We start from the raw sequence: 20482 nt of genomic DNA, 5'->3' as shown, positions 1-20482 counted from the left end.
TACGCGTCTTTCGCGTTTTTTTTACAAAATCATGGCGTTGTGGCCATTGGCTTGCGCGAAAGCTGCAGCAGGAGGCGGTCGCCGATTTCGCGGAAAATACCTGCTGAGAGGCTTTCCGGGGCGTTGATGACAATGGGTTTACCCGTATCGCCACCAGCGCGGATCTCACTGATCAGGGGGACTTGGCCGAGCAGAACCGTTGCGAGCGAATCTGCGGTTTTCTGCCCGCCGCCTTCGCCGAAGAGGTGGTGTTTCTGGCCGGCGGGGTCGATGAAGTAGCTCATGTTTTCGGCGACACCGAGCAGGGGCACGTTGACCTTTTGGAACATCAGGCCGCCCTTGCGGGCCACGTTGGTCGCAGCTGGCTGCGGCGTGGTGACGAGTACGGCTCCGTCCAAGGGGAGTGTTTGTACCAGCGAAAGTTGCGCGTCACCGGTACCGGGAGGCAGGTCTACAAGGAGGATGTCCAGTTCGCCCCATTTCACGTTTTGCACGAACTGCTGGATGGTCTTCATGATCATCGGGCCGCGCCACACTACCGGCGTGTTGTCGTCGACGAGGAAGCCCATGCTCATGACCTTCACGCCATAGTTTTCCAGGGGAAGCAGGTTGTCGCCTTCGACTTGGGGGCGGCCGTCGATGCCCATCATCAGCGGCACCGAGGGGCCGTAAATGTCGCAGTCCATCAAGCCCACGCGGCCTGGACGGCCCTGAGCGGTGAGCAGTTGCGCCAGAGCACAGGCCAAATTGACCGCGAAGGTGCTTTTGCCGACGCCGCCTTTGCCTGAGGCAATGGCCACGGCGTATTTGATGGTCTTGGGAGCGGCGGTGTTGCCGCCGAGATTGCCACCGGCTGCGGCAGGGGTGCGCGCGGGGGACACGGCGATGTCGATCACCGTGGCGGTCACTCCAGGGATAGCGCGCAGGCATTTGTCCACCTCCTGTTTGAGGTGCAGGGGGATCTTGGGGTCTGAGGTGGTGAGTGAGAGAGAAACCTTGGCGGTTTCGCCAACCAAGGCGGCCGAGCGCACCAGCCCAAAGGAAACGATGTCACGGCTGAAGCCGGGATATTTTACTTGTTTGAGGGCTTCTTTGATGTCGTCGGGAGTCACGGTAATAATAAGGAAATTTGGGAACGGTGAAGGGTTTTACGTTGTTATAGGTGGCGGTGCTGTAAATAGAAATGGCCTGTCCTCTCGCAACTATCCGTATCACTTTTTTGTCATGAAACACCTGCTCCGATCTCTCGTCGCACTGGCGATCCTCGCGCCAACCGCAGTTTTTGCCCAAGCCAGCCGTAATCTCGGCGATGTTGTCATCTCCGCAGATCTTAAAACCATCGCGGTGAGTGTCTCCGGTTCCACGCCAGAACTCACCAGTCTCGCCAATCTTGCCTTCAAGGCCCACGGCCGCATCCGTCTGGTTCCCAGCGGCGGCAGCTTCGAGATCAAGTTCGCCCCGGTAGCCGCCAACCAAGTACAGGTCACCGTGACCAAGGCCGGCGCAGTGGTGCTCAACCAGGTCGCCCAGGGCACCAGCACGCGCAACGCCTTTTTCCGCGCCGCCGATGCGGCGGTCACCGCCAGCACGGGACTCAAGGGCTTCTTCGCCTCGCGTCTGACGTTCATCAGCGAATATTCCGGCAAGTCCGAGGTCTTCACCAGTGACTTGTTCTTCGGCGAGGTCCGCCAGATCACCAAGGACAACGCCCAAGCCATCACGCCGCGCTGGTCGCCGGACGGCGGTAAGATCCTTTACACCAGCTTCTACAAGTCGGGCTTCCCGGACATTTTCCTGCTCGATTTAAACAGCCTTCAGCGCACCACCTTCGTGAGCTTCAAGGGGACCAACAGCGGCGCACGTTTTAGCCCCAACGGTTCACAGGTTGCGCTGGTGCTTTCCGGCGAGGGCAACCCCGAGATTTATGTGAGTAATGCCCAGGGTCGCGGCGTGGCTCGCCGCACACGCTCGTCCTCGGTCGAGGCCTCGCCGGCCTGGTCGCCAGACAGCTCGCGCCTCATCTTCACTTCGGATGCGGCCGGTGGCCCCCAGCTTTACACGATGTCTGCTGCCGGTGGCACTATGCAGCGCGTGCCAACGAGCATCAGCGGTTACTGCGCCGAGCCGGACTGGAGCGTGGGTGATCCCAACAAGATCGCGTTTACCACCCGCATCGGCAGTGGCTACCAGATCGCCGTCTATGACATGGCTAAACGCGGTCCTGCAAAAGTTGTTTCCAAAGCCCCGGTGGACGGCGTCGAGCCGAGCTGGCTGGCCGACGGCCGCCACTTGGTTTACACCGAGCGCGCCGCCAATAGCCGCAGCATCAGCATTCTCGATACTGAGACCGGTAAGACCACGCGCCTGAGTTCTTCCCAGCTCAAACAGACCTCGCAGGCCAGCGCTTGGCTGCGCTGAGGTGGGCCTAAGTTAACCGGTGCACAAAAAAGCCGTCCCGCATAGTGCGGGACGGCTTTTTTGTGGGTGGACGCTAATCAGCGTTTGAGTTCGAGACGAGTAACGCTCATTCACGTTCAAGCTGCGCCTGCCGAAATCGGCAAGAACCCTGCGCTCACGCGCAAGGCCACAAGGAGCTTGTTCTATCGGCGGGTGGCCCTGAGCGTGAGCTCAGGGAATTGGCGTAGTTGGGCGAAGGCCCACCTTGAGCTCACGCTCAAGGCCACGCCCTTCGGGACCCTATTCCGCGTGGCCCTGAGCGTGAGCTCAGGGATTCTGAAAGCCGCACGGTGGTGGACTACAACTCAGGCGGTGGCCTTGAGGTAGTTGGCCTCGGCGGCGTCCCAATCGACCACGTTCCAGAAGGCGGCGATGTAGTCGGGGCGGCGGTTCTGGTAGTTCAGGTAGTAGGCGTGCTCCCAGACATCGAGGGCTATGACCGGTTTGCCTTCGATACCGGCAACGGCCTTGCCCATCACCGGGCTGTCCTGATTGGCGGTGGAACCGACCGCGAGTTTCTTGTCAGCGGTGACCACCAACCAAGCCCAGCCGGAGCCGAAGCGGGTGGCGCCGGCCTTGGCGAACTCTTCCTTGAGTTTATCGAAGCTGCCAAAGGTGGCGTCGATGGCGGCGGCGAGCTGGCCCTTGGGGGCGCCACCCTTGCCGGGGCCGATGATCTTCCAGAAGAAGGCGTGGTTGGCGTGGCCGCCGCCGTTGTTGCGAACCGCACCACGAATGGCCTCGGGCAGCTTGGAAAGGTCGGCGATCAGGTCACACACACAGGCGGGGGCAGCGACACCCGCGTCGGCCAGAGCCTTGTTCACATTGGTGATGTAGGCTTGGTGATGCTTGGAGTGATGGATTTCCATCGTCTTGGCATCGATGTGGGGAACGAGGGCGTCGTAAGCGTAGGCGAGTTTGGGCAGTTCGTAGGACATGGTTGTAGGTGTTGGGTTAAAAGAAATGGGTCGGGGTGGAACTTGGCACCTCGGGCAAATGCGTCAACTGTACTGACACTTTTGCCGACCGGCGTTCGCGGTTGCACTTACAGGCCGAAGTGGCGCGCGGTTTTCCATCCCAAATAAACGCCCACGAGTGAGGCAACCCCGCTGATGGCAAACGCCCAAAAAAAGCCCAACGGCTCACCCAGCGCCCAGCCAACATAGCTCAGAATGGCCGAAAAAAGCAGGGGCAGGATTTTCATGATATGCCGGGCGTTTCGGGTTAAAGCCAATGGGTCAATAGGTCGCGCTGTTCGTCGCGGAATCCGTTGTTTTGATAAAGCGAGCGGGCTCGAGCGTTGGTCCGGCTGACTTCAAGGCGAAGGGTGGCGACCGTTGTCGTGCGGACCCATGCCTTGATTAACTCCAGTCCGTTCCGGCCAAACCCGTGGCCGCGCTGGGCGGGTACGAGGTAAAACTCGTCGAGCAGGGCCAGGCGGCCGCGGAATTCCAGACTGAATCCAAAGGTAATGACCGCATAGCCGATCACGCTGCCGGTTGACTCGAAGAGTTGGATACTGCCGAGGTCGGGCTGGGCGAGCAGTTCAGCCAGTGCGCGCTGGGCGACGGGTTCATTAAAGACTAGGTGCTCCTCCGCGTAGAAGTCCCGCATGAGGTCGAGGAGCACGCCTGCTTCGGCGAGCGTAGCCGATCGAGCCTGAAGCGGGACTGGTGTCATGGTGCGGCGGGGTTAATGAGGCACCCGACAGGCTTTGGCTTAAAACTCGAAAGGGGGGCGGGAGCGCTCGGTGGGCTTGATGGTGCGCGGCTTTTCCTCGGCCTGTTGAGCCATGAATTTGATCAGGCGATCATTGAAGGTTTTGGCCGGGTCGTGGCCGATCTTCTTAAGCGCCTGCACCAGCGCGGCCACCTCGACCAAGCGTGCGATGTCACGGCCGGGGCGCACAAACAGTTCCACGTGGGGGATGTTCATGCCGAGGATTTCGTAGTGGTTTTCCTCCAACCCGGTGCGCTCCTCGATGGCCTCCGGCGTCCATTCGCGCAGCGAAACGACCAAGTCGATGCGTTGCTCCACGCGCACGCTTTTCACGCCGAACATTTCGGCGATATTGATAATGCCGATACCGCGGCACTCCATGTAACCGCGGTTGAGCGGGCGGCTGGAGGCGATCAGGTCGCGTTCGTCGAGCAGCTTGATGCAGGTCAGGTCGTCCGAGACGAGGGAGTGGCCGCGTTCGATCAGCGCGAGAGCGCACTCGCTTTTACCCACGCCGGAGTCGCCGCGCAGCATCACTCCCACGCCCTTCACATCGAGGGTGGTGGCGTGCTCGGTGGAGGACGGCGCAAACTCGTTGTCGATGCACAGCGTGGCCAGATTCACCCAGTGCATGGTGATCATGGCGGTGCGGAAAATGGGGAGCTTTCGCTCGCGCGAGATCTGCTCCATCGCCGGGGTGGGGTGGAAGTTGCGCGTGAGCACCAAGCAGGGGATGCTGCGGTCCACCATCTCGTTGAGGATGGTGACCTGGGTCTCGTGCGAGAGCGTCTTGAAGAACGTCATCTCAGCGGCACCGAGCACCTGAATTCGCTTGTTCGCGAAGTACTTGAAGAAACCTGTAAGGGCAAGAGCGGGGCGGTTAATGGAGCCTTCCTTGATGAGCCGGTGGCGGCCCTCGGCACCAGAAATGAGGTCCAGCTTGAGCTTGTCGCGGTAGCTTTCTTCGAAGTGGGCGACAGTGATTCCGTGGATGGCCTTTGACATGGGGGAGGGGGCTTTAAAGCGGGGTTAAAGGTTGAAGTCTTTGCCGAGGTAAAACTCGCGGGCTTGCGCGTCGTTGATGAGGAACGCGCCGGTGCCTTCGCTGAGCACGCGTCCTTGGTGGATAAGGTAGGCGCGGTCGACGATACGCAGGGTTTCGCGCACGTTGTGGTCGGTGATGATGACACCAATCCCGCGGGATTTGAGCTGAAGGATGATTTTTTGAACCTCGGAAACCGAGATCGGGTCGATGGCGGCGAAGGGCTCGTCGAGCAGCAGGAATTTCGGGTTGGTGACCAGCGCGCGGGCAATCTCCAAGCGGCGGCGCTCGCCACCCGAGAGGGTGTAGGCGGGCTGCTTAGCCACGTGGGTGAGGTGCAACTCTTCGAGGTGCTGGGTCACCACGGCGGCGCGCTGGGCGCGGGGGATTTTGATGGCCTCGGCGATCGCCAGGATGTTCTCGGTGACCGTGAGTTTGCGGAAGGTGGATGGCTCCTGCGGCAGGTAACCGAGCCCGAGGCGGGCGCGTTCGTGCATGCGCAGGTGGGTGATGTCCTGGCCGTTGAGCAGAACGCGGCCACGGGTGGCCGGAACCAGCCCGACGACCATGTAGAACGTCGTGGTCTTGCCGGCGCCATTGGGCCCGAGCAGGCCGACGATTTCGCCGGCGTGCACCCGCAGGTCGATGCCGTTGACCACGGCGCGTTCACCATAGGTTTTCACCAAGCCATGGGCTTGGATCTCGGAGCGAGAGGATTGCAATTCCGCTGCGGAAGACGGTGCTGGTTGCGCGGTGGAACTCATGGTTTGCTCGTAGGACGGGGCAGTGCTGCGGGGGCCTGGACGGGCTTGTCTTTCTCGAAGCCGAGGTCGCGGATGGGCGGGCCTTGAAGGCGGATGTTGTCGCCAAAAATCCGCCGCTCGCCGCGGAGCAGCACGATGCGATCGCCGGTGGCAACGTACGGGCCGTCGTTGTCGATCACCACCGGCTTTTCGGTGAGCACCACGCGGTCCTCGCCGGGGAAGACCTCGGCTTTTCCGCAGGTGACCTCGCGCTCGCCTTGCACGATGTGGACGTTGCCGGTGGCCACCAGGGTCTTGAACTTTTCCACGGCTGGAATGGCGGCGTTTTTGTCGTCCTTTCCGTGCATGCGCACGACGGTCACATCCAGCTTGTCGCAGGTGAGGCGCAGGTTGTTGCCGGTCACGGTCACGTTTTCTTTGAAAATGGAGCGGGTCTCGGTGTCGGTGCTCCACATCTCCATCGAGGTGCTGGTGATGACGGTGGGCACCGAGGCGGCGGCCGGTTTCTTGTCGGCGGCGCTGAGCAGGGCGGGGGCGGTGAGGAGAGCCAGCAGTAGCGTCGGCAAACGGGGGAAAGGGCGGTTCATTTGATGATATCTTTTAGCTCTTCTTGGAAAATAACGCGGGTGTTCTTGGCGATTATAACCCGTTTCTCGGGGTGATTGTACGACCATTGCTCGCCGGTGACTTCTACATCGAGGCGGATCAGGCGAACCTGGTCTTTGCCACTGACGATCTGCTGGTCGGTTTGAAAGGTCGCGCCTGGGGCCAGCAACACGGTGTCAAAGCCGCCGGTGCCATCCTTGGTGAACAAGGTGAGCTGCAGCTCCTTCACGTCGACCTGCGTGGCGGTGATGAAGAGGGCCTCGGCCGCGCGCATGAACGAGGTCTTTTGGCCGTCTTTGTCGAAGGAGGGCAGGCGGAATTCTTTGATCGGCGCACTGGGCCGGATCTGCGCAGGGGGTTCAGCCGCGATGAGAGCCGATGTCCCTGCCAACAGGGCGATAAAAAGGGGCTTTATTGGGTTCACGCGGCGGTGGCGGAGCGGTGGGCGGCAAGGATGTGATCGCAGACTTCGCGCACGGCTCCGCGACCAGCCGGGCGGCGGGTAACGTAATCAGCGGCGCCGAACGGTTCGGCCATGGCGTCGGGTACGCTCACACCAATACCGGCCCATTGGATGGCTGCGGTATCGATGAGGTCGTCGCCCATGTAAACGATTTGTTCGGCGGTGAGGCCGAGGGTGGCGGCGAGTTCCTGGAGCGCAGTGATCTTGTCGGTACGGCCTTGTACGAGGTGGGGGATTTGCAGCTCGGTGGCGCGCACCGTGGTGGCGCCGGATGCGCGTCCGCTGATCCAAGCGGTGGCAACACCTTGCTTGCGCAGTTGCACCAAGCCCATGCCGTCGAGGATGGAAAACGTCTTGGTTTCGACGCCGTCGGAGGACACGTGGATGGTGCCGTCGGTGAGGACGCCATCGACGTCCATGGCAAACAGGCGAACGGCGGCCCAGCGGGCGGGGGGGATGATGGCTTTCATGTTTTTTAAAAATCCCAAACTCCAAGCGGCCAAATCCCAAGAAGGAATCAACCCAGGGCGCAGTCGGCGTTTTTGCGATTTGGATGTTTTGGTTTTTGGGTTTTTAAGTTTGGGATTTCGCGCGAAGCGCGTTTTAGCCGATCCAGTTGGCGATTTGCTCGATGAGCTTTTCTTTGGTCGGGCGGTAGACTGCCTCCAGCTCGGGGGCGAAGGGCACGGGCATGTCGGCGGCGGCAATGCGCAGCGGGGCGGCTTCCATGGAGAAAAAATGCTCCTCGGTCAGGCGCGCCACCAGTTCGGCGCCGAAGCCGTGCGTGCGGCGGCCTTCGTGTAACACGATCAGGCGGTGGGTACGCTCCAGCGAAGCCTTGATGGCGTCGAGCTTGAGCGGCGCCAGCCCGCGCAGGTCGAACAGGTCGAAGGTCATTTCGTATTCGCTCTCGAAGTAGTCGCAGACTTCGGCCGCCGGAATCGTCATCTCGCCGTAGGTGACAAAGGTCGCGTAGCTGCCGGCGCGCAGGTGCTTGGGCTGCCAGACGTCGCGGTAGTTGGCGTCCCAGCTCACCGCGTGTTTGCCGCGCCGATACAGGCCCTTGTGCTCAAAGATTAGCACCGGGTTGTTGTCTTCGTAGGCGGCGAGGATGGCGTTGAACGCATCCTGCGGGGTGCTCGGGTAAATCGCCTTGAGGCCGGGCATCGAGAGGAACAGCGACTCGAGCTCCTGCGAATGGAACGAGCCCATGGTGAGCCCGCCGCCGCAGGGCAGACGGAAGACGATCGGCACCGCCGCGCCGGAGCGGAAGTGGTAGGTCGCCGCGTTGAGCGTGATCTGGGTAACCGCCTCCGTGGAGAAGTCCGCAAACTGGAACTCCTCGATCGGCCGGTGGCCGTTGAGGGCGAGGCCGATCGCCCAGCCCGTGCAGGCGCTCTCGGCCAGCGGAGTGTTGAAAACGCGGGCACGGCCGAAGTCTTTTAACAGGCCGTCGGTGACCTTGAACGCGCCGCCGTAGGTGCCGATGTCCTGCCCGAGCAGGAGCGACTCGGCGCGTTCGGCCAAAACCTTGCGCAGGGCGGCGTTGATCGCCTGCGCGAAATTGAGCTGGGCGGTGGGAGCTTTGAGCTCAGAGCTAGGAGCTGGGAGCTCAGAGTTGACGGAGGGATGCCAAGGCAGCGCCGGGGCGGCGGGCGCGAAGACGTCCGCCAGCATTTGGGCGTCAGGTGCGGGGCGCGGTACCGCCAGCGAAATCTGGATACAGGCCTCCAGGTAGGCGTGGAGCTCGGTCTCGATTTTTTCGATGGCGGCGGTGTGGCCGGCGGCGACGAGTTGGTCGCGGAACTTGGGCAGCGGGTCCTGGATGAGAATGGTTTCGAGTTCACCCGGTGCGAGGTAGTCGCAGGTGTCGTAGGCGGCGTGGCCGCGCATGCGGATCGTGTGGGCCTCGATGAGGACGGGGCGCGAGGTGATGCGAACTTTGTCGATGGCGGCCGCGAGGGTACGGGTGACCGTCTCGATGTCGCCGGTGGCGTCGATTTCGAAGCCCTCCATGCCGTAGCCGGCGGCGCGTTTATAGAGCTGGGTGCCGGCGGTGAACTGTTCGCTGATCGGGGTCGAGTAGGCGTACTTGTTGTTCTCGATGACGAAGACGATCGGCAGGGAGAGCAACGAGGCCAAGTTGAGCGACTCGTGGATGTCGCCGGTGCTGGAGCTACCGTCGCCAAAAAACGTGAAGCCAACGGCGGTCTTGCCGTGGCGGCGCTGGGAGTCGGTCACACCGAGCACGTGCGAGAGCATTGAACCGAGGTGCGAGATCATCGGCAGCGAGCGGTTTTTGACGTCGCCGTGGTGCACGTTCCCTTCGCGGGCCTTTGTCGGGCTGAGCGCGTTGGCGAAATACTGATTGAGGTGCTCGCAGAGGTGGTCGCTCCAGATCAGGTGGCCGCCGAAATCGCGGTGGGTAAACGAGACCGCGTCGATGGTTTTGTCGGCGAGCAGGATGAGCGGGATGATCAGCCCCTCGTTGCCCTGGCCGCCGGTGACGGTGCCCTTGATCAGGCCCTGGCGAAACAGGTCGAGGATGCGGTTGTCGCCGGTGCGGGCGAGATGCATCCAAGCGTACAGGCGCAGGAGGGCGGCTGGGCGGTTCTGATCGAGTTCGCCGGCGCTCAGGTTGCGCTCAGTAAGGATGGCGGGAGGTGTAGGAAAAGCCATGTCGAGTCCGCCGAAGGTGAGGAGCGTAGGGGTGGTGGGCAAGCGATAGATTTGCCGTCTCACTCAGTAGCGATCCATTACGAAAAACAGGACCCAGACCAAGCTGATGTTATAGATTACGACGAATGCGACCAAGTAGACGAAGGTGACTGGATTGCCGGGCAAATAGATAAAGCCGAGTGCCGCCAGCAGATTTCCCGCAATGGCCGAGATCAAGTAGTCGTTGCGTCGGCGGTTGGAGCGGGGCGGCATGGGTTTGAGCAACTCGCCCTCCGCCTTCTGCTGGCGCGCGAGGTTGGCCCGGAGCATTTCTTCAACCGAGGGCGGGGCGGGGGTGTCGGCGCGGTTAACGTGCTCTACTTCCCGTTTGCCCAGGGTGTAGTGCGGTCGGGCGGGGATGAGTTCTTCGCAAAGCACCTGCGATTCGCGCAATGCCGCCCACGCTTCGGGCTCGGTCTCGGGGGCCAGCAGGCTGTCGGCGCTGAGCAGGCCCAGCTCGGCCTTTTGTTTAAGTACCGACAGACTGTGCGGACCGGTGCGCCGGCCGTCCTCGCGGAGGAAATAACGCGGGGCGGTCGGCATCGGGACGTTACGATAGGCTCAGGCCTGCTCGATTTTTTGGATGCGGGCCACGTGGCGGCCGCCTTCGAACTCGGTGGCCAGCCAGACGCGGGCGATCTGGATCGCCTGGGCCTCGGTCACAGTGCGTTCGCCGATCGAGAGCACATTGCCGTCGTTGTGGGAGCGGTTCCAGATAGCGATCTGTTCGTTCCAGCACAGGCCGCAGCGGACGCCTTTAACCTTGTTGGCGACGATGGCCTCGCCGTTACCCGAGCCGCCCAGCACGATGCCGCGTTCAAATTCGCCGCGGGCGACTGCTTCCGCGGTGGGGCGGATAAAATCAGGGTAATCGCAGGAGGCGTTCGAGTAGGTGCCGAAATCGCGCACGGTGTGGCCGTCGGCCAGGAGCGCAGCTTTGATGGCTTCTTTATAGGCGTAGCCGGCGTGGTCGGAGCCGATTGCGATCGAGTAGGTCTTCATGGTGGTGGCGGTAAAAGGGCGGCGAGGTGGGCGTTAAAAAGCCCGTGGTTATTCTCTCGGAGGAGTTCGGCGGCAAACCAAAACGCCGGTTGGGGTGCGTGGGTTTAAAGTAGCGCAGACTTCCATTCTGCCTAGGGCTGCTTTTCTCAGCTCAAAGCAGATTGGAAGTCTGCGCTACTTTTTTATCCGGCTTTCGCTTTGCCATGGGCAGTCGAGGTCCCCTTGGTTTCCCGAATGGCAAAATGGCTCCTCATCGACGGTTACAATCTGGCTTACCGCTGCTTTCACGCCGTTCCGGAGCTCACCCGCGCCGATGGCTTTCCGACCAACGCCCTCCACGGTTGGGTCAAGTCGCTGTGGAAGCTGGCCGATCAGGAAAAGCCCCTCGGTACCTTGGTGTTTTTTGACCTCGATGGTTCCCACGAACGCCAGGCGTTGCTGCCTGAATACAAGGCGCAACGCTCCGAAATGCCCGAGGCCCTGCGCCAACAAATCGAGCCGATCAAGGCCCTCACCCGCGCCATGGGCTACATCGGCATTGAGCAACACGGGGTCGAGAGCGACGACGTGCTGGCGTCCCAAGCCGTCGCCTTGGCTAATCAGGGCCACGAGGTGCTGATCGTCAGTTCCGACAAGGATTTCGCCCAGATCGTCGACGACCGCATCAAAATCCTCCTGCCTCCGCCCTCGGCCAACCCCAAGCTCGGCTGGCAGTTTCGCGATACCGCCGCCGTGCTGGCGAAATTCGGCGTCCCTCCCAACCAAATCGCGGCCTACCTGGCCTTGGTCGGGGACACTTCCGACAACATCCCGGGAATCTCCGGGGTGGGGCCCAAAACCGCGGTCAAATGGCTCCAGCGTTTTGGCAACATCGAGGGAGTCATCGCCAACGCGGACAAACTAGAGCCGGAGCGTTTCCGCGCGGTGGTGCGCGAACGTGCCGACGACCTGCGGCGCAATTTGAAGCTGACCACGCTGAACTTGGCGTTGCCCACGGTGGCCGCTCAAGCGCCCATCGTCGATTCGGCCCAATTGTTTTCCCTTTTGGAGGGCTTTGAAATGAAGGGCGGGCTCAACGAGGCGCGCACCCGCTACAGCCAGCCCGAGTTTTTATTTTAACCTGCCGCGTTAGCCGAGTTTTTCCGCAGCGTAGGCGCGGGCCAGTAACACCACGGGATGCGTCACCTCGATTGCCGGGGCGCCCGAATTGCCCGCGTGTTGGGCCAAGCCGTTGGCCAATTGCAAGTGGCAGCCGGGATTGGCCGTGGCGACGATGTGCGCTCCGGTGGCCAGCACGTGGCCGACTTTGCGCTCCTGCAAGCGCGCGGCGGTTTCGGGCTGGGTGATGTTATAAATACCCGCGCTGCCACAGCACCACTGCGACTCGGCGCATTCGCGCAGCTTTACTCCCGGCAGCGCACGCAGGATGGCGCGCGGTTGGGCGCTCACCTTCTGGCCATGGCATAGGTGGCAACTCTCGTGGTAGGTCACCGTCGTCGTGGGCGCGGTGGCTGTCGGCGGGCGGAAGCCGATTTCGACTAGGTATTCGTGGATATCGCGCAGTTTGGCCGACCAGGCGGCGGCTTTTTGCGCGTAGGCGGGGTCGTCGTGCAGCAGGTGGCCGTAGGCGCGCAAATGCGAACCGCAGCCGCCGGCGTTGCTGATGATGGCGTCGAAGTCGGCGGGGTTAATTAAATCGAGTTGCCGGCGGGCGAGGTCGCGGGCGGTGACGTTGTCGCCGTTGTGGGCGTGGAGCGAACCGCAGCAGGGTTGCACGGGCGGGGTGTGGACTTCGCAGCCGTTGGCTAGCAACACGTCGACGGTGGCGCGGTTGATGTCGGCAAAGGCGAGGTCTTGCACGCATCCGGTGAGCACGACCACGCGGCGGAGGCGGACGGTGGACGGAGGCGGAGCCGGGCAACGTTCAACATCCAACATTGAACGTCCAACATCCAACGCGGCGCGGGGGGCGACGGGGCTCTCTATGGGTTGGATCAGTTGGTGGGAGAATTTCTCCAGGATCTTCGGGGCCTGTGGTTCGAGCCGGCGTAGGTTGGACGGCAGCAGGTTCATCAAACCGGCGCGGCGGGCCAGGGTTTGCAATCCGCTGGTTTGCCACAGCCAGAGTAGCCGACCGATGGCGCGCAGCAGTCGTGGGCGAGTGAATACCACGCGCAGCATGGCCGTGCGGATAAAACTGCGGGTGGGCGTGGCGAGCACGCCGGATTGCTCGACCTCGGAGCGGGCGGTTTCCAGCAGCTCGGCGTAGTTGACCCCAGCCGGACAGGCGCTGGTGCAGGCCAGGCAACCCAGGCAGTAATACATTTCCTCTCCGAAGGTTTTGGTGAGTTCGAGTTCGCCGTCGGCGATAGCGCGCATCAGGGCGATGCGTCCGCGCGGACTGTGGCGTTCGCGTTTAGTTTCCTCGTAGGTCGGGCAGCTCGGCAGGCACAGGCCACAGTGCATGCACTGCTGGAGCACGGAGTAATCGAGGTCGCGGAGGGATTTCATCGGGTGAATCGGGCGGGGTGGTTTCGCTCAGTCGAAGATTTTACCCGGATTGAGGCGGCCGTCCGGGTCCAGCGCGCGTTTCACCAGCCGCAGCAACTCGAAGGAGGCGTCGCCCAACTGGCGGCGCAGGAAGGCTTTTTTGGCCAAGCCGACGCCGTGTTCGCCGGTGATCGTGCCGCCTCGTTCGAGGGTGGCGGTGACGATGTCGGCGATGGCCAACTCCACGCGGTGCATCTCGGCGTGGTCGCGTTCGTCGGTGAGGATCGTCGGGTGCAAATTGCCGTCTCCAAAATGGCCAAACGTGGCGATGGCCAGGGCGTGTTTTTGGGCAATGGCGTCGATCGCGCGGATCATGCCGGCGAGTTCGCTGCGCGGCACGGTGACGTCCTCCAAAATCGTGGTCGGGCGCAGGCGCGCGAGGGCCGAAAACGCGCTGCGCCGTGCGGTGGCCAACTGGGTGGCTTCGGTGGCGTTGGCCGCGCGGCGCACCGAGCTCGCGCCGTGGTCGCGGCAGAGTTTTTCGATGTGCGCGGCTTCCTCGGCCACGGCGGCGGGGTGGCCGTCGGTCTCGATCAATAAAATCGCGGCGGCCTCGCGCGGCAGGCCGACTTTGGCGAAATCCTCAACGCAGCGCAGGGTGGTCTGGTCGATGAACTCCAGCGTGCAGGGGATGATGCGCGCGGCGATGATCGCCGATACGGTTTCGGCGGCGGACTCCATCGACAAAAAGGCGGCGAGCAGCGTCTGGCGGGCGGCGGGGCGGGGCAGGAGTTTTAACAACACCTGGGTGACCACCCCGAGGGTGCCCTCGCTTCCGATGAACAGGTCGCGCAGGTTGTAGCCGGCGACGTCTTTCACGCACTTCGAGCCGAGCCAGCAGATCGAGCCGTCGGCCAAGACGACCTCCAGGCCCATGACATAGTCGCGGGTGACGCCGTATTTGAGACCGCGCAGGCCGCCGGAGTTTTCCGCCACGTTACCGCCGATGGTGCTGATTTTCATCGAGCCGGGATCGGGCGGGTAAAACAGGCCGGCGGCGTCGGCAGCTTCGTAGATCTTTTGGGTGATGGCTCCCGCTTCGGCGCGCAGGGTGAGGTTGGCCGTATCGACTTCGAGGATGCGGTCCATCTGGGCGAGGCAGAGCACGATGCAGCCGGGCAGTGGCACGCTGCCACCAGACAACCCCGTGCCGCTGCCGCGGGTGACCACGGGTGCGCCGTGTTCGCGGGCGAGGATCAGGGCGAAGGACACATCGGCGGCGTCGCGCGGGAAGATCACGCAGGCCGGGAGTTGTTTGAGCGTCGCGGTGCCGTCGAAGCCGTAGGGCAGGATGTCTTCGCGGGCGGTGAGCACGCGGTGCGTGCCCAAGCGTTGAGTGAGTTGATCAATGAGGTCGGCCACGGGGATGTGAACGTGGTGAGGCGCACGCACGGAAGCAAAGCCGAGTTTTTTTTGGGGGGTGGGGTAGGAGTAGCGCGGACTTCCAGTCTGCCTCTGGGGATGGTGGCTGTTCACCCGGAGCAGACTGGACGTCTGCGCTACTTTTCGCGGCGTTTTTTTGGATGGAGCCGTTGCCGGTTTGGCGCAGGACTGCGACAGCGCTGACGCAAGTTGACCCACCGCCGCTGATGACTTCGACCCCGCTTTCCCTCGGGCGAAGGCCCCATGGTGATTTGGCCCGCGGCGTGCGATAGGTGGCCCACTATGGATTTTAACCAACTCACCCAAATGTCCCGCCAGGCCGTCACCGATGCCCAGTCCGAGGCGCGTCGTCGCAGCCACAACGAGGTGGAAACCTGGCACTTGCTCCACGCCCTGCTCGCCCAGGAAAGCGGCATCGTGCCCACCCTGGTTGAAAAAGTCGGCCTTACGATCAGCGCCTTGCAACTGGCCGCCGAGCGAGAGCTCGACCGCCTGCCCACGGTAACCGGCAGTGTCGACTCCTCCAAGGTCTACGTGACCCAGTCGATGAACGAAGTTTTTACCCGCGCCGAGGAGGAGGCTAAATCGCTCAAGGATGACTTTGTCTCCGTTGAGCACCTGTTCCTCGGCTTGATCGACGTGGCCAAACCCGACGCCCTCGCGAAGTTTTTCAAATCCTTCGGCATCGAGCGCAGTAAAACCCTCAAGGCGCTCAAGGAGTTGCGCGGCTCCCAGCGTGTCACCACCGACAACCCCGAGACCACTTACGCCGCGTTGGAGAAGTACGGCATCGATTTGGTCAAACTCGCCACCTTGGGGAAAATGGACCCGGTGATCGGCCGCGACGACGAGATCCGGCGCACCGTGCGCATCCTCTCGCGCAAAACCAAAAACAACCCGGTGCTGATTGGCGAACCCGGCGTGGGCAAAACGGCCATCGTCGAGGGCTTGGCCCAGCGCATCGTGCGCGGCGACGTTCCCGAAGGACTTAAGGACAAGACGATCTTTTCGCTCGATATGGGAGCGCTGATCGCCGGTGCCAAATACCGCGGTGAATTCGAAGAGCGGCTCAAGGCCGTGCTCACCGAGATCAAGCAGAGCGAGGGGCGCATCATCCTTTTCATCGACGAGTTGCACACCATCGTCGGCGCGGGGAAAAGCGAGGGAGCGATGGATGCGGGCAACCTGCTCAAGCCCATGCTCGCCCGCGGTGAGTTACACTGCATCGGTGCGACTACGCTCGATGAGTACCGCAAACACATCGAAAAGGACGCCGCGCTCGAGCGCCGCTTTCAGCCGGTGCTTGTCGAGCCGCCGTCGGTCGAGGACGCCATTTCCATCCTGCGCGGCATTCGCGAGCGCTTTGAGCTCCACCACGGCGTGCGCATTCAGGACAACGCGTTGGTCGCTGCCGTCACTCTGTCGAACCGCTACATCAGCGACCGCTTTTTGCCCGACAAGGCCATCGACCTAGTGGACGAGGCCTGCGCGATGATCCGCACCGAGATGGATTCCGCGCCGCAGGAACTCGACGCGCTCCAGCGCCGCGTGCTTCAGCTGGAGATCGAGGAAGCCGCCCTGAAGTTGGAAAAAGACGAGGCATCCAAGCAGCGGCTCGACGTGTTGCGCAAGGAGTTGGGCGACGCCCGTTCCCAGGCTATCGCGCTCAAAGCACGCTGGGAGAAGGAGAAGGCCTCGGTGGATCGGGTGCGCAAGGTGCGCGAGGAACTCGACGCTGCCCGCATCGAGTTGGAAAAAGCCGAACGCGCCTACGACCTCAACAAGCTGGCCGAACTGCGCCATGGCAAGATCCCGCAGCTGGAAGCGGAGTTGAAGAAAACCGAGACCAGCGCAGCCAAAACCGAGTTGTTTAAGGAGGAGGTTTCGGCCGAGGAAATTGCCGAGGTGGTGTCGAAGTGGAGCGGCGTGCCGGTTTCTCGTATGGTCGAGGGCGAAAAGGAGAAGCTTTTGAGGCTGGCTGATGCTCTGCACGAGCGCGTGATCGGGCAGGACGAAGCGGTGCAATTGGCGACCGACGCCATTTTACGGGCGCGCGCCGGTATCAAAGACCCGCGCCGTCCGGTTGGCAGCTTTCTGTTTCTCGGGCCGACGGGAGTCGGCAAGACCGAGCTGGCGAAAACCTTGGCCGAAACGCTGTTCGACAGCGAAGCGGCCTTGGTGCGCATCGATATGTCGGAATACATGGAAAAGCACAGTGTAGCCCGACTCATCGGGGCTCCTCCCGGTTACATAGGTTACGACGAGGGCGGCCAACTCACCGAGGTTGTGCGGCGTAAGCCTTACGCAGTTATCCTGTTCGACGAGATCGAGAAGGCGCATCCCGACGTGTTTAACGTGCTCCTGCAGGTCTTGGACGACGGGCGCATCACGGATTCGCAGGGGCGCACCGTGGATTTTAAAAACACGGTGATTATCCTCACGTCCAACATCGGCTCACGCTTTCTGTTGGAGGGCGTGACCGGCGATATTATTCCCGAAACGGTACGCGAGTCGGTGATGGCGGAGTTGCGCCACACCTTCCGCCCTGAGTTTCTCAACCGCATCGACGAGACGGTGTTGTTCAAGCCGCTTACGTTGGAAGAGATTACGCGCATCGTTGACCTGTTGTTGGCCGATCTGAACCGACGGCTGGTCGAGCGTCGGGTGACGGTGAAGCTCGACAAAAAGGCGCGCGATTGGGCCGCCGAGAAAGGCTACGATCCGGTGTTTGGTGCGCGCCCGCTCAAGCGTTTTCTGCAGCGTCAGATCGAGACGAAACTGGCGCGGGCGCTCATCGGCGGGACGGTGGCGGAGGGCACCGAGGTGGTCTTTATTGTCAAAGGTGACGAGCTGGTGCTGGTTCCCGCGAAGTGAATGGCGGCCCCAGACCGGGGCTAATATCGAGCAAGATGAGGCAAATTGGCCGGACACGTCCAAAGCTGCACGGGATTGGGAAATATACTAGCGTTGGCCGTCTCTGGCCAATTCAGCTCACCTTGAAGAGGAATTGGTAATCTTGCGTTCCCTTGCGGCGAATTTGCCTCGATAAAACCGTCCTGGTGGCGCCCGGCTAGGCGTTGCGCCAGATTTTAGGCAGCAGGGATGCCGCTCCGTGATTACAGAGCAGGTAATAGCCCCAGAAAACCGCCGCACCGAGCACCAGTAAGGCAAGCGTTTCACCGAGTTGACCGCCGTTGCGGCGGCTGCTTCGCAACAGGGTGTTGACCGCCAAGCCAATCGCAGGCGCCAGCACGAAAGCCACCAGCGATGAGCCGCAGAGCACGATGAAGATCACCACCAGTGTGCGCAGCAGCGGCTCCTCAATCAGCTCGGCTTTGTAGCCCACCAAACTGTTGGCCAAGTTGAGTAACAATAAGCAGCACGGGAGGATGTAGTAGTTTTTAACTGCGGAGGACGACTTCTTCATGATGTGCGGGTGGCGGCCCAGTCCTTCATATCAGCCGCGCTTCGGTGTCAAACCGGAGGGGAAACTCAGGTGGATTTAGCGGTCCCGTTTTTGCGTCAATTTTGGACGAGGGGCGATTAACTTCATGCTAGGGTTTTGGTTGCCGAATTATCCAACGAACAGTCGTGCTGGCAGATGGGGTATGGGCGATGTTTTATAGGCGGGGTGGCGACTGCAAATGGCTGTCAGGAATCGTGGTTTGTTCGCTCGTGAGCGGTAAAAATTATTTAAACGGCCCGATGCGCAGATTTAGCTGTTGCGAGCGAGCTCCATAGCTTGTGGGTTCACCCACCCCCTTTCACTGCCCAGCTCCTTTTAGTCGGGCAGTTAACTCATCCTTGTAACACCATGTCGGCCAAAATTCTTTTAATCCGGACCGGATCGAATGCGTTTCATGCCCAAGCCTTAGTGGTGACGGAGGGCGGGTTGTATCATCGCCCCTTGGCCAGCGAGGCTGAGTTTTCGGCGGTCTATCAATCCGAGAAATTTAACCTCATCGTGTGTGATGGGCGGGGCAAGGAAACCGCATTGATCGAGTTGACGGAGAAAATTGGGGGTTATCAGCCCGACGCCCACATCGTGCTCGTCTGCGAGAAGCCGCCGTTGGATTTTGTGGTGAAAGCGATCCGCCTTGGGGTACGTGACCTCTTTCCTGTTCCCGTGAACTTGGGCGGGGTGCTGACGCGGGTGGATGAGCTCATTAAGCCTTTTTTCACCGGTGGGGGAGCGACGGCGCTAGCCAATTGCCGCTCAAGCCTAACGCTGTTTTTGACCGCCGACGGGGCGCCGTCCTTGCCTGCCGCTACCAAGGGGGCGAGCGCTGCCGACGTGAAGGAACTAAACACGTTACGGCTGGAGTGTGACCGACTGGGACGCGAGCTTCAGACCGCGCAGGAGGCACAAAATTTAGCCGCGACCACCGTTGTTTCACGAGGCCAAGATATCGAGGCGCGCGAGCAGGCGTTGGCTGAAATGGAATCGGCATTTACGCTGGTTAAAAATAAGCAGACTGCTGAACAAGAGTCGCTTAACGTAGCCCGTGCCGCGCTTGCTCAAGCCCAGTTGGCCGCCAGCCAAGCCTCCGCAGCAATGGCCGAACGGGAGCAACAATTAGCCCAACAGGTCGCCAGTCAGACTCAAGCGGGCCAGGCGCATGAAGAAGCGCTCGCCGAGTTTGAGGTGAGCGAGCAGATGCTGGCCGCGCGGGAAAAATCCCTCGCTGCAGAGAAGACTAAATTTGAAGAAGCCGGGAAAAACTTGCCGCAGGCTCAGGCGCGCCTCGCCCAAGAGACCGCTGAGCTCGCAGCCCAGCGCCAAGCCCTCCAGGATGAGTTGGCTTCGGTGACCAAGGCACGCACCGAACTGGAGGCTCAGCAGGCCAAGTTAAGTAAGGAAGCCGCGCGCATCGAGGCGGAGGCCAACGAGTTGACGGGCGAGCAGGCTGCGTTGAAGAAACAAGTTTCCGAGTTGGCGGCGCGTGAAAAGGAGATCGGAAAACAGGCTGAAAAGTATGCCGATCGCGAGCGCACCTTGGGCGAGGCGGAGGCGGAAATCGGCGTGGCCAAAGCCGCCGTGTTGGCTGAGCAAAGGAGCTTGGCCCAAGAACTCGCGGCCGTGGAAAAGATTAAGGCCGAGCAGGCAAAGGCGCAGGCTCAGACCCAGGCCGAGCGGGCGGAAGTGAAGGCGAGCCAGACGAAACTGGCTGCGGAAGCCGCGCGTATCGATGCCGATGCAGCTGGGCTGGATGAGTCGCTTGCGGAACAGGCGCTAAAGGTTGGCGAGTTGGCCAAGCGGTCGCAGGCCATTATTGATCAAGAGCGGGTCCTTGGCGCGCGTGCTGCGGCCTTGGCTGAGGCGGAAAGTCGGGTGGCGGAGGTCGAGCGCAATGCCCGCGCTGCTGTCGCTCCGTTGCTGGCGCAAGCCGAAGAACGCGCCGCCGCCGTTGCTGCGCGCGAATTGGCTTTGTTGGCCAAGGAGAAGGAGGTCGCCAAATTACTGGCTCGGCTGGAGGCCGATGCAGATGCCGCCGCCGAAGAACATGCGAACCTCGATGCGGCCAAGGTTGCGTTCGATAAAACTTCAGCCGGGCTCTCGGCTCGCGAGGCCAAGCTGGCTACCACGGAAAAACTCCACGCCGAGCAGGCCGTTCAGATCAAAAAAGAACAGACGGCCGTTACAAATCAGCAGCAGCTCGTGGAAGCAGAGCGACAGGCCCTCGAACAGGAAAATGCCGCGCTTGCCGAAAAAATTGCGATATTAGAGAAGAAGCGACAGACCATGCAGGCGCTGATGAGTTCAGTTTGATTTTATCG

The 20482-nt window shown here is 61.7% G+C and carries 19 protein-coding genes; 4 read left to right on the top strand and 15 right to left on the bottom strand.

What is annotated here, in order from left to right; translation table 11 throughout:
- Positions 1–29: 29 nt before the first annotated feature.
- Positions 30–1112 (bottom strand): Mrp/NBP35 family ATP-binding protein, encoded by a 1083-nt coding sequence (locus H2170_12390; protein ID MCS6300876.1) that lies wholly within the window; start codon positions 1110–1112, stop codon positions 30–32.
- Positions 1113–1224: 112 nt separating this feature from the next.
- Between H2170_12390 and H2170_12385 the strand changes: the two genes are divergently transcribed.
- Entirely contained in the window at positions 1225–2418 is a 1194-nt protein-coding gene (locus H2170_12385; GenBank protein MCS6300875.1) for a PD40 domain-containing protein, read from the top strand.
- A gap of 344 nt (positions 2419–2762) precedes the next feature.
- Here the strand turns inward: H2170_12385 and H2170_12380 are convergent, their stop codons facing one another.
- The 11 genes from H2170_12380 to rpiB all read right to left on the bottom strand — a co-directional run bounded on the left by H2170_12380 (position 2763) and on the right by rpiB (position 10771).
- The gene (locus H2170_12380) at positions 2763–3395 is read right to left on the bottom strand and encodes a superoxide dismutase [Mn] (protein MCS6300874.1); all 633 of its coding nucleotides are present in this window, start codon (positions 3393–3395) and stop codon (positions 2763–2765) included.
- A gap of 107 nt (positions 3396–3502) precedes the next feature.
- A complete protein-coding gene (locus H2170_12375; GenBank protein ID MCS6300873.1) occupies positions 3503–3661 on the bottom strand; it encodes a hypothetical protein in 159 nt (52 codons plus the stop codon).
- A gap of 20 nt (positions 3662–3681) precedes the next feature.
- Positions 3682–4137: a GNAT family N-acetyltransferase gene (locus H2170_12370; protein ID MCS6300872.1), complete on the bottom strand. Its 456-nt coding sequence runs from the start codon at positions 4135–4137 to the stop codon at positions 3682–3684.
- Positions 4138–4176: 39 nt separating this feature from the next.
- Positions 4177–5181: an HPr(Ser) kinase/phosphatase gene (hprK, locus tag H2170_12365; protein ID MCS6300871.1), complete on the bottom strand. Its 1005-nt coding sequence runs from the start codon at positions 5179–5181 to the stop codon at positions 4177–4179.
- Positions 5182–5205: 24 nt separating this feature from the next.
- Complete coding sequence (gene lptB / locus H2170_12360) at positions 5206–5982, bottom strand: LPS export ABC transporter ATP-binding protein (GenBank protein MCS6300870.1); 777 nt, start codon at positions 5980–5982, stop codon at positions 5206–5208.
- The gene (locus tag H2170_12355; protein MCS6300869.1) at positions 5979–6569 is read right to left on the bottom strand and encodes a hypothetical protein; all 591 of its coding nucleotides are present in this window, start codon (positions 6567–6569) and stop codon (positions 5979–5981) included. The genes lptB and H2170_12355 overlap by 4 nt, the downstream gene beginning before the upstream one ends.
- Positions 6566–7012 carry an LPS export ABC transporter periplasmic protein LptC gene (gene lptC / locus H2170_12350; protein MCS6300868.1) on the bottom strand — a complete coding sequence of 149 codons (447 nt, stop codon included), beginning with the start codon at positions 7010–7012 and terminating at the stop codon, positions 6566–6568. The genes H2170_12355 and lptC overlap by 4 nt, the downstream gene beginning before the upstream one ends.
- Entirely contained in the window at positions 7009–7521 is a 513-nt protein-coding gene (locus tag H2170_12345; GenBank protein ID MCS6300867.1) for an HAD-IIIA family hydrolase, read from the bottom strand. The genes lptC and H2170_12345 overlap by 4 nt, the downstream gene beginning before the upstream one ends.
- Before the next feature lie 133 nt (positions 7522–7654).
- The gene (locus tag H2170_12340; protein MCS6300866.1) at positions 7655–9730 is read right to left on the bottom strand and encodes a transketolase; all 2076 of its coding nucleotides are present in this window, start codon (positions 9728–9730) and stop codon (positions 7655–7657) included.
- A 63-nt stretch (positions 9731–9793) separates the two neighbouring features.
- Positions 9794–10312, bottom strand: a complete 519-nt coding sequence (locus H2170_12335; GenBank protein MCS6300865.1) for a hypothetical protein — start codon at positions 10310–10312, stop codon at positions 9794–9796.
- An 18-nt stretch (positions 10313–10330) separates the two neighbouring features.
- Entirely contained in the window at positions 10331–10771 is a 441-nt protein-coding gene (gene rpiB / locus H2170_12330) for a ribose 5-phosphate isomerase B (protein ID MCS6300864.1), read from the bottom strand.
- Between the two features lie 234 nt (positions 10772–11005).
- Here rpiB and H2170_12325 point away from each other — a divergent pair, with 234 nt between their 5' ends.
- Positions 11006–11890: a 5'-3' exonuclease gene (locus H2170_12325; GenBank protein ID MCS6300863.1), complete on the top strand. Its 885-nt coding sequence runs from the start codon at positions 11006–11008 to the stop codon at positions 11888–11890.
- A 9-nt stretch (positions 11891–11899) separates the two neighbouring features.
- On the opposite strand, the gene H2170_12320 is transcribed toward H2170_12325, so the two are convergent.
- Positions 11900–13282 (bottom strand): 4Fe-4S dicluster domain-containing protein, encoded by a 1383-nt coding sequence (locus tag H2170_12320; protein MCS6300862.1) that lies wholly within the window; start codon positions 13280–13282, stop codon positions 11900–11902.
- Positions 13283–13309: 27 nt separating this feature from the next.
- Positions 13310–14683 (bottom strand): FAD-binding protein, encoded by a 1374-nt coding sequence (locus tag H2170_12315; protein ID MCS6300861.1) that lies wholly within the window; start codon positions 14681–14683, stop codon positions 13310–13312.
- A gap of 303 nt (positions 14684–14986) precedes the next feature.
- Between H2170_12315 and clpB the strand changes: the two genes are divergently transcribed.
- On the top strand, positions 14987–17578 hold the full coding sequence (clpB, locus tag H2170_12310) for an ATP-dependent chaperone ClpB (GenBank protein MCS6300860.1): 2592 nt from the start codon (positions 14987–14989) through the stop codon (positions 17576–17578).
- A 196-nt stretch (positions 17579–17774) separates the two neighbouring features.
- On the opposite strand, the gene H2170_12305 is transcribed toward clpB, so the two are convergent.
- Positions 17775–18131, bottom strand: a complete 357-nt coding sequence (locus H2170_12305) for a hypothetical protein (protein MCS6300859.1) — start codon at positions 18129–18131, stop codon at positions 17775–17777.
- 387 nt (positions 18132–18518) lie between these two features.
- Here H2170_12305 and H2170_12300 point away from each other — a divergent pair, with 387 nt between their 5' ends.
- Positions 18519–20474 (top strand): hypothetical protein, encoded by a 1956-nt coding sequence (locus H2170_12300; protein ID MCS6300858.1) that lies wholly within the window; start codon positions 18519–18521, stop codon positions 20472–20474.
- Positions 20475–20482 lie beyond the last annotated feature (8 nt).

Origin of the sequence: Opitutus sp. (assembly GCA_024998815.1) — a bacterium.
In the GTDB taxonomy this organism is placed as follows: Bacteria; Verrucomicrobiota; Verrucomicrobiia; order Opitutales; family Opitutaceae; genus Rariglobus.
The sequence above is the reverse complement of the archived record's forward strand: the minus strand, read 5'-3'. Positions and strand labels throughout refer to the sequence as shown.

What these genes read in the sequence shown, in the direction of transcription:
- H2170_12385 (MCS6300875.1), top strand. Translation starts at nt 1,225, where the DNA reads ATGAAACACCTGCTCCGATCTCTCGTCGCACTGGCGATCCTCGCGCCA.
- hprK (MCS6300871.1), bottom strand. Translation starts at nt 5,181, where the DNA reads ATGTCAAAGGCCATCCACGGAATCACTGTCGCCCACTTCGAAGAAAGC.
- H2170_12325 (MCS6300863.1), top strand. Translation starts at nt 11,006, where the DNA reads ATGGCAAAATGGCTCCTCATCGACGGTTACAATCTGGCTTACCGCTGC.
- H2170_12305 (MCS6300859.1), bottom strand. Translation starts at nt 18,131, where the DNA reads ATGAAGAAGTCGTCCTCCGCAGTTAAAAACTACTACATCCTCCCGTGC.
- H2170_12355 (MCS6300869.1), bottom strand. Translation starts at nt 6,569, where the DNA reads ATGAACCGCCCTTTCCCCCGTTTGCCGACGCTACTGCTGGCTCTCCTC.
- H2170_12370 (MCS6300872.1), bottom strand. Translation starts at nt 4,137, where the DNA reads ATGACACCAGTCCCGCTTCAGGCTCGATCGGCTACGCTCGCCGAAGCA.
- H2170_12335 (MCS6300865.1), bottom strand. Translation starts at nt 10,312, where the DNA reads ATGCCGACCGCCCCGCGTTATTTCCTCCGCGAGGACGGCCGGCGCACC.
- clpB (MCS6300860.1), top strand. Translation starts at nt 14,987, where the DNA reads ATGGATTTTAACCAACTCACCCAAATGTCCCGCCAGGCCGTCACCGAT.
- H2170_12375 (MCS6300873.1), bottom strand. Translation starts at nt 3,661, where the DNA reads ATGAAAATCCTGCCCCTGCTTTTTTCGGCCATTCTGAGCTATGTTGGC.
- rpiB (MCS6300864.1), bottom strand. Translation starts at nt 10,771, where the DNA reads ATGAAGACCTACTCGATCGCAATCGGCTCCGACCACGCCGGCTACGCC.
- H2170_12345 (MCS6300867.1), bottom strand. Translation starts at nt 7,521, where the DNA reads ATGAAAGCCATCATCCCCCCCGCCCGCTGGGCCGCCGTTCGCCTGTTT.
- lptB (MCS6300870.1), bottom strand. Translation starts at nt 5,982, where the DNA reads ATGAGTTCCACCGCGCAACCAGCACCGTCTTCCGCAGCGGAATTGCAA.
- H2170_12380 (MCS6300874.1), bottom strand. Translation starts at nt 3,395, where the DNA reads ATGTCCTACGAACTGCCCAAACTCGCCTACGCTTACGACGCCCTCGTT.
- H2170_12300 (MCS6300858.1), top strand. Translation starts at nt 18,519, where the DNA reads ATGTCGGCCAAAATTCTTTTAATCCGGACCGGATCGAATGCGTTTCAT.
- H2170_12340 (MCS6300866.1), bottom strand. Translation starts at nt 9,730, where the DNA reads ATGGCTTTTCCTACACCTCCCGCCATCCTTACTGAGCGCAACCTGAGC.
- H2170_12320 (MCS6300862.1), bottom strand. Translation starts at nt 13,282, where the DNA reads ATGAAATCCCTCCGCGACCTCGATTACTCCGTGCTCCAGCAGTGCATG.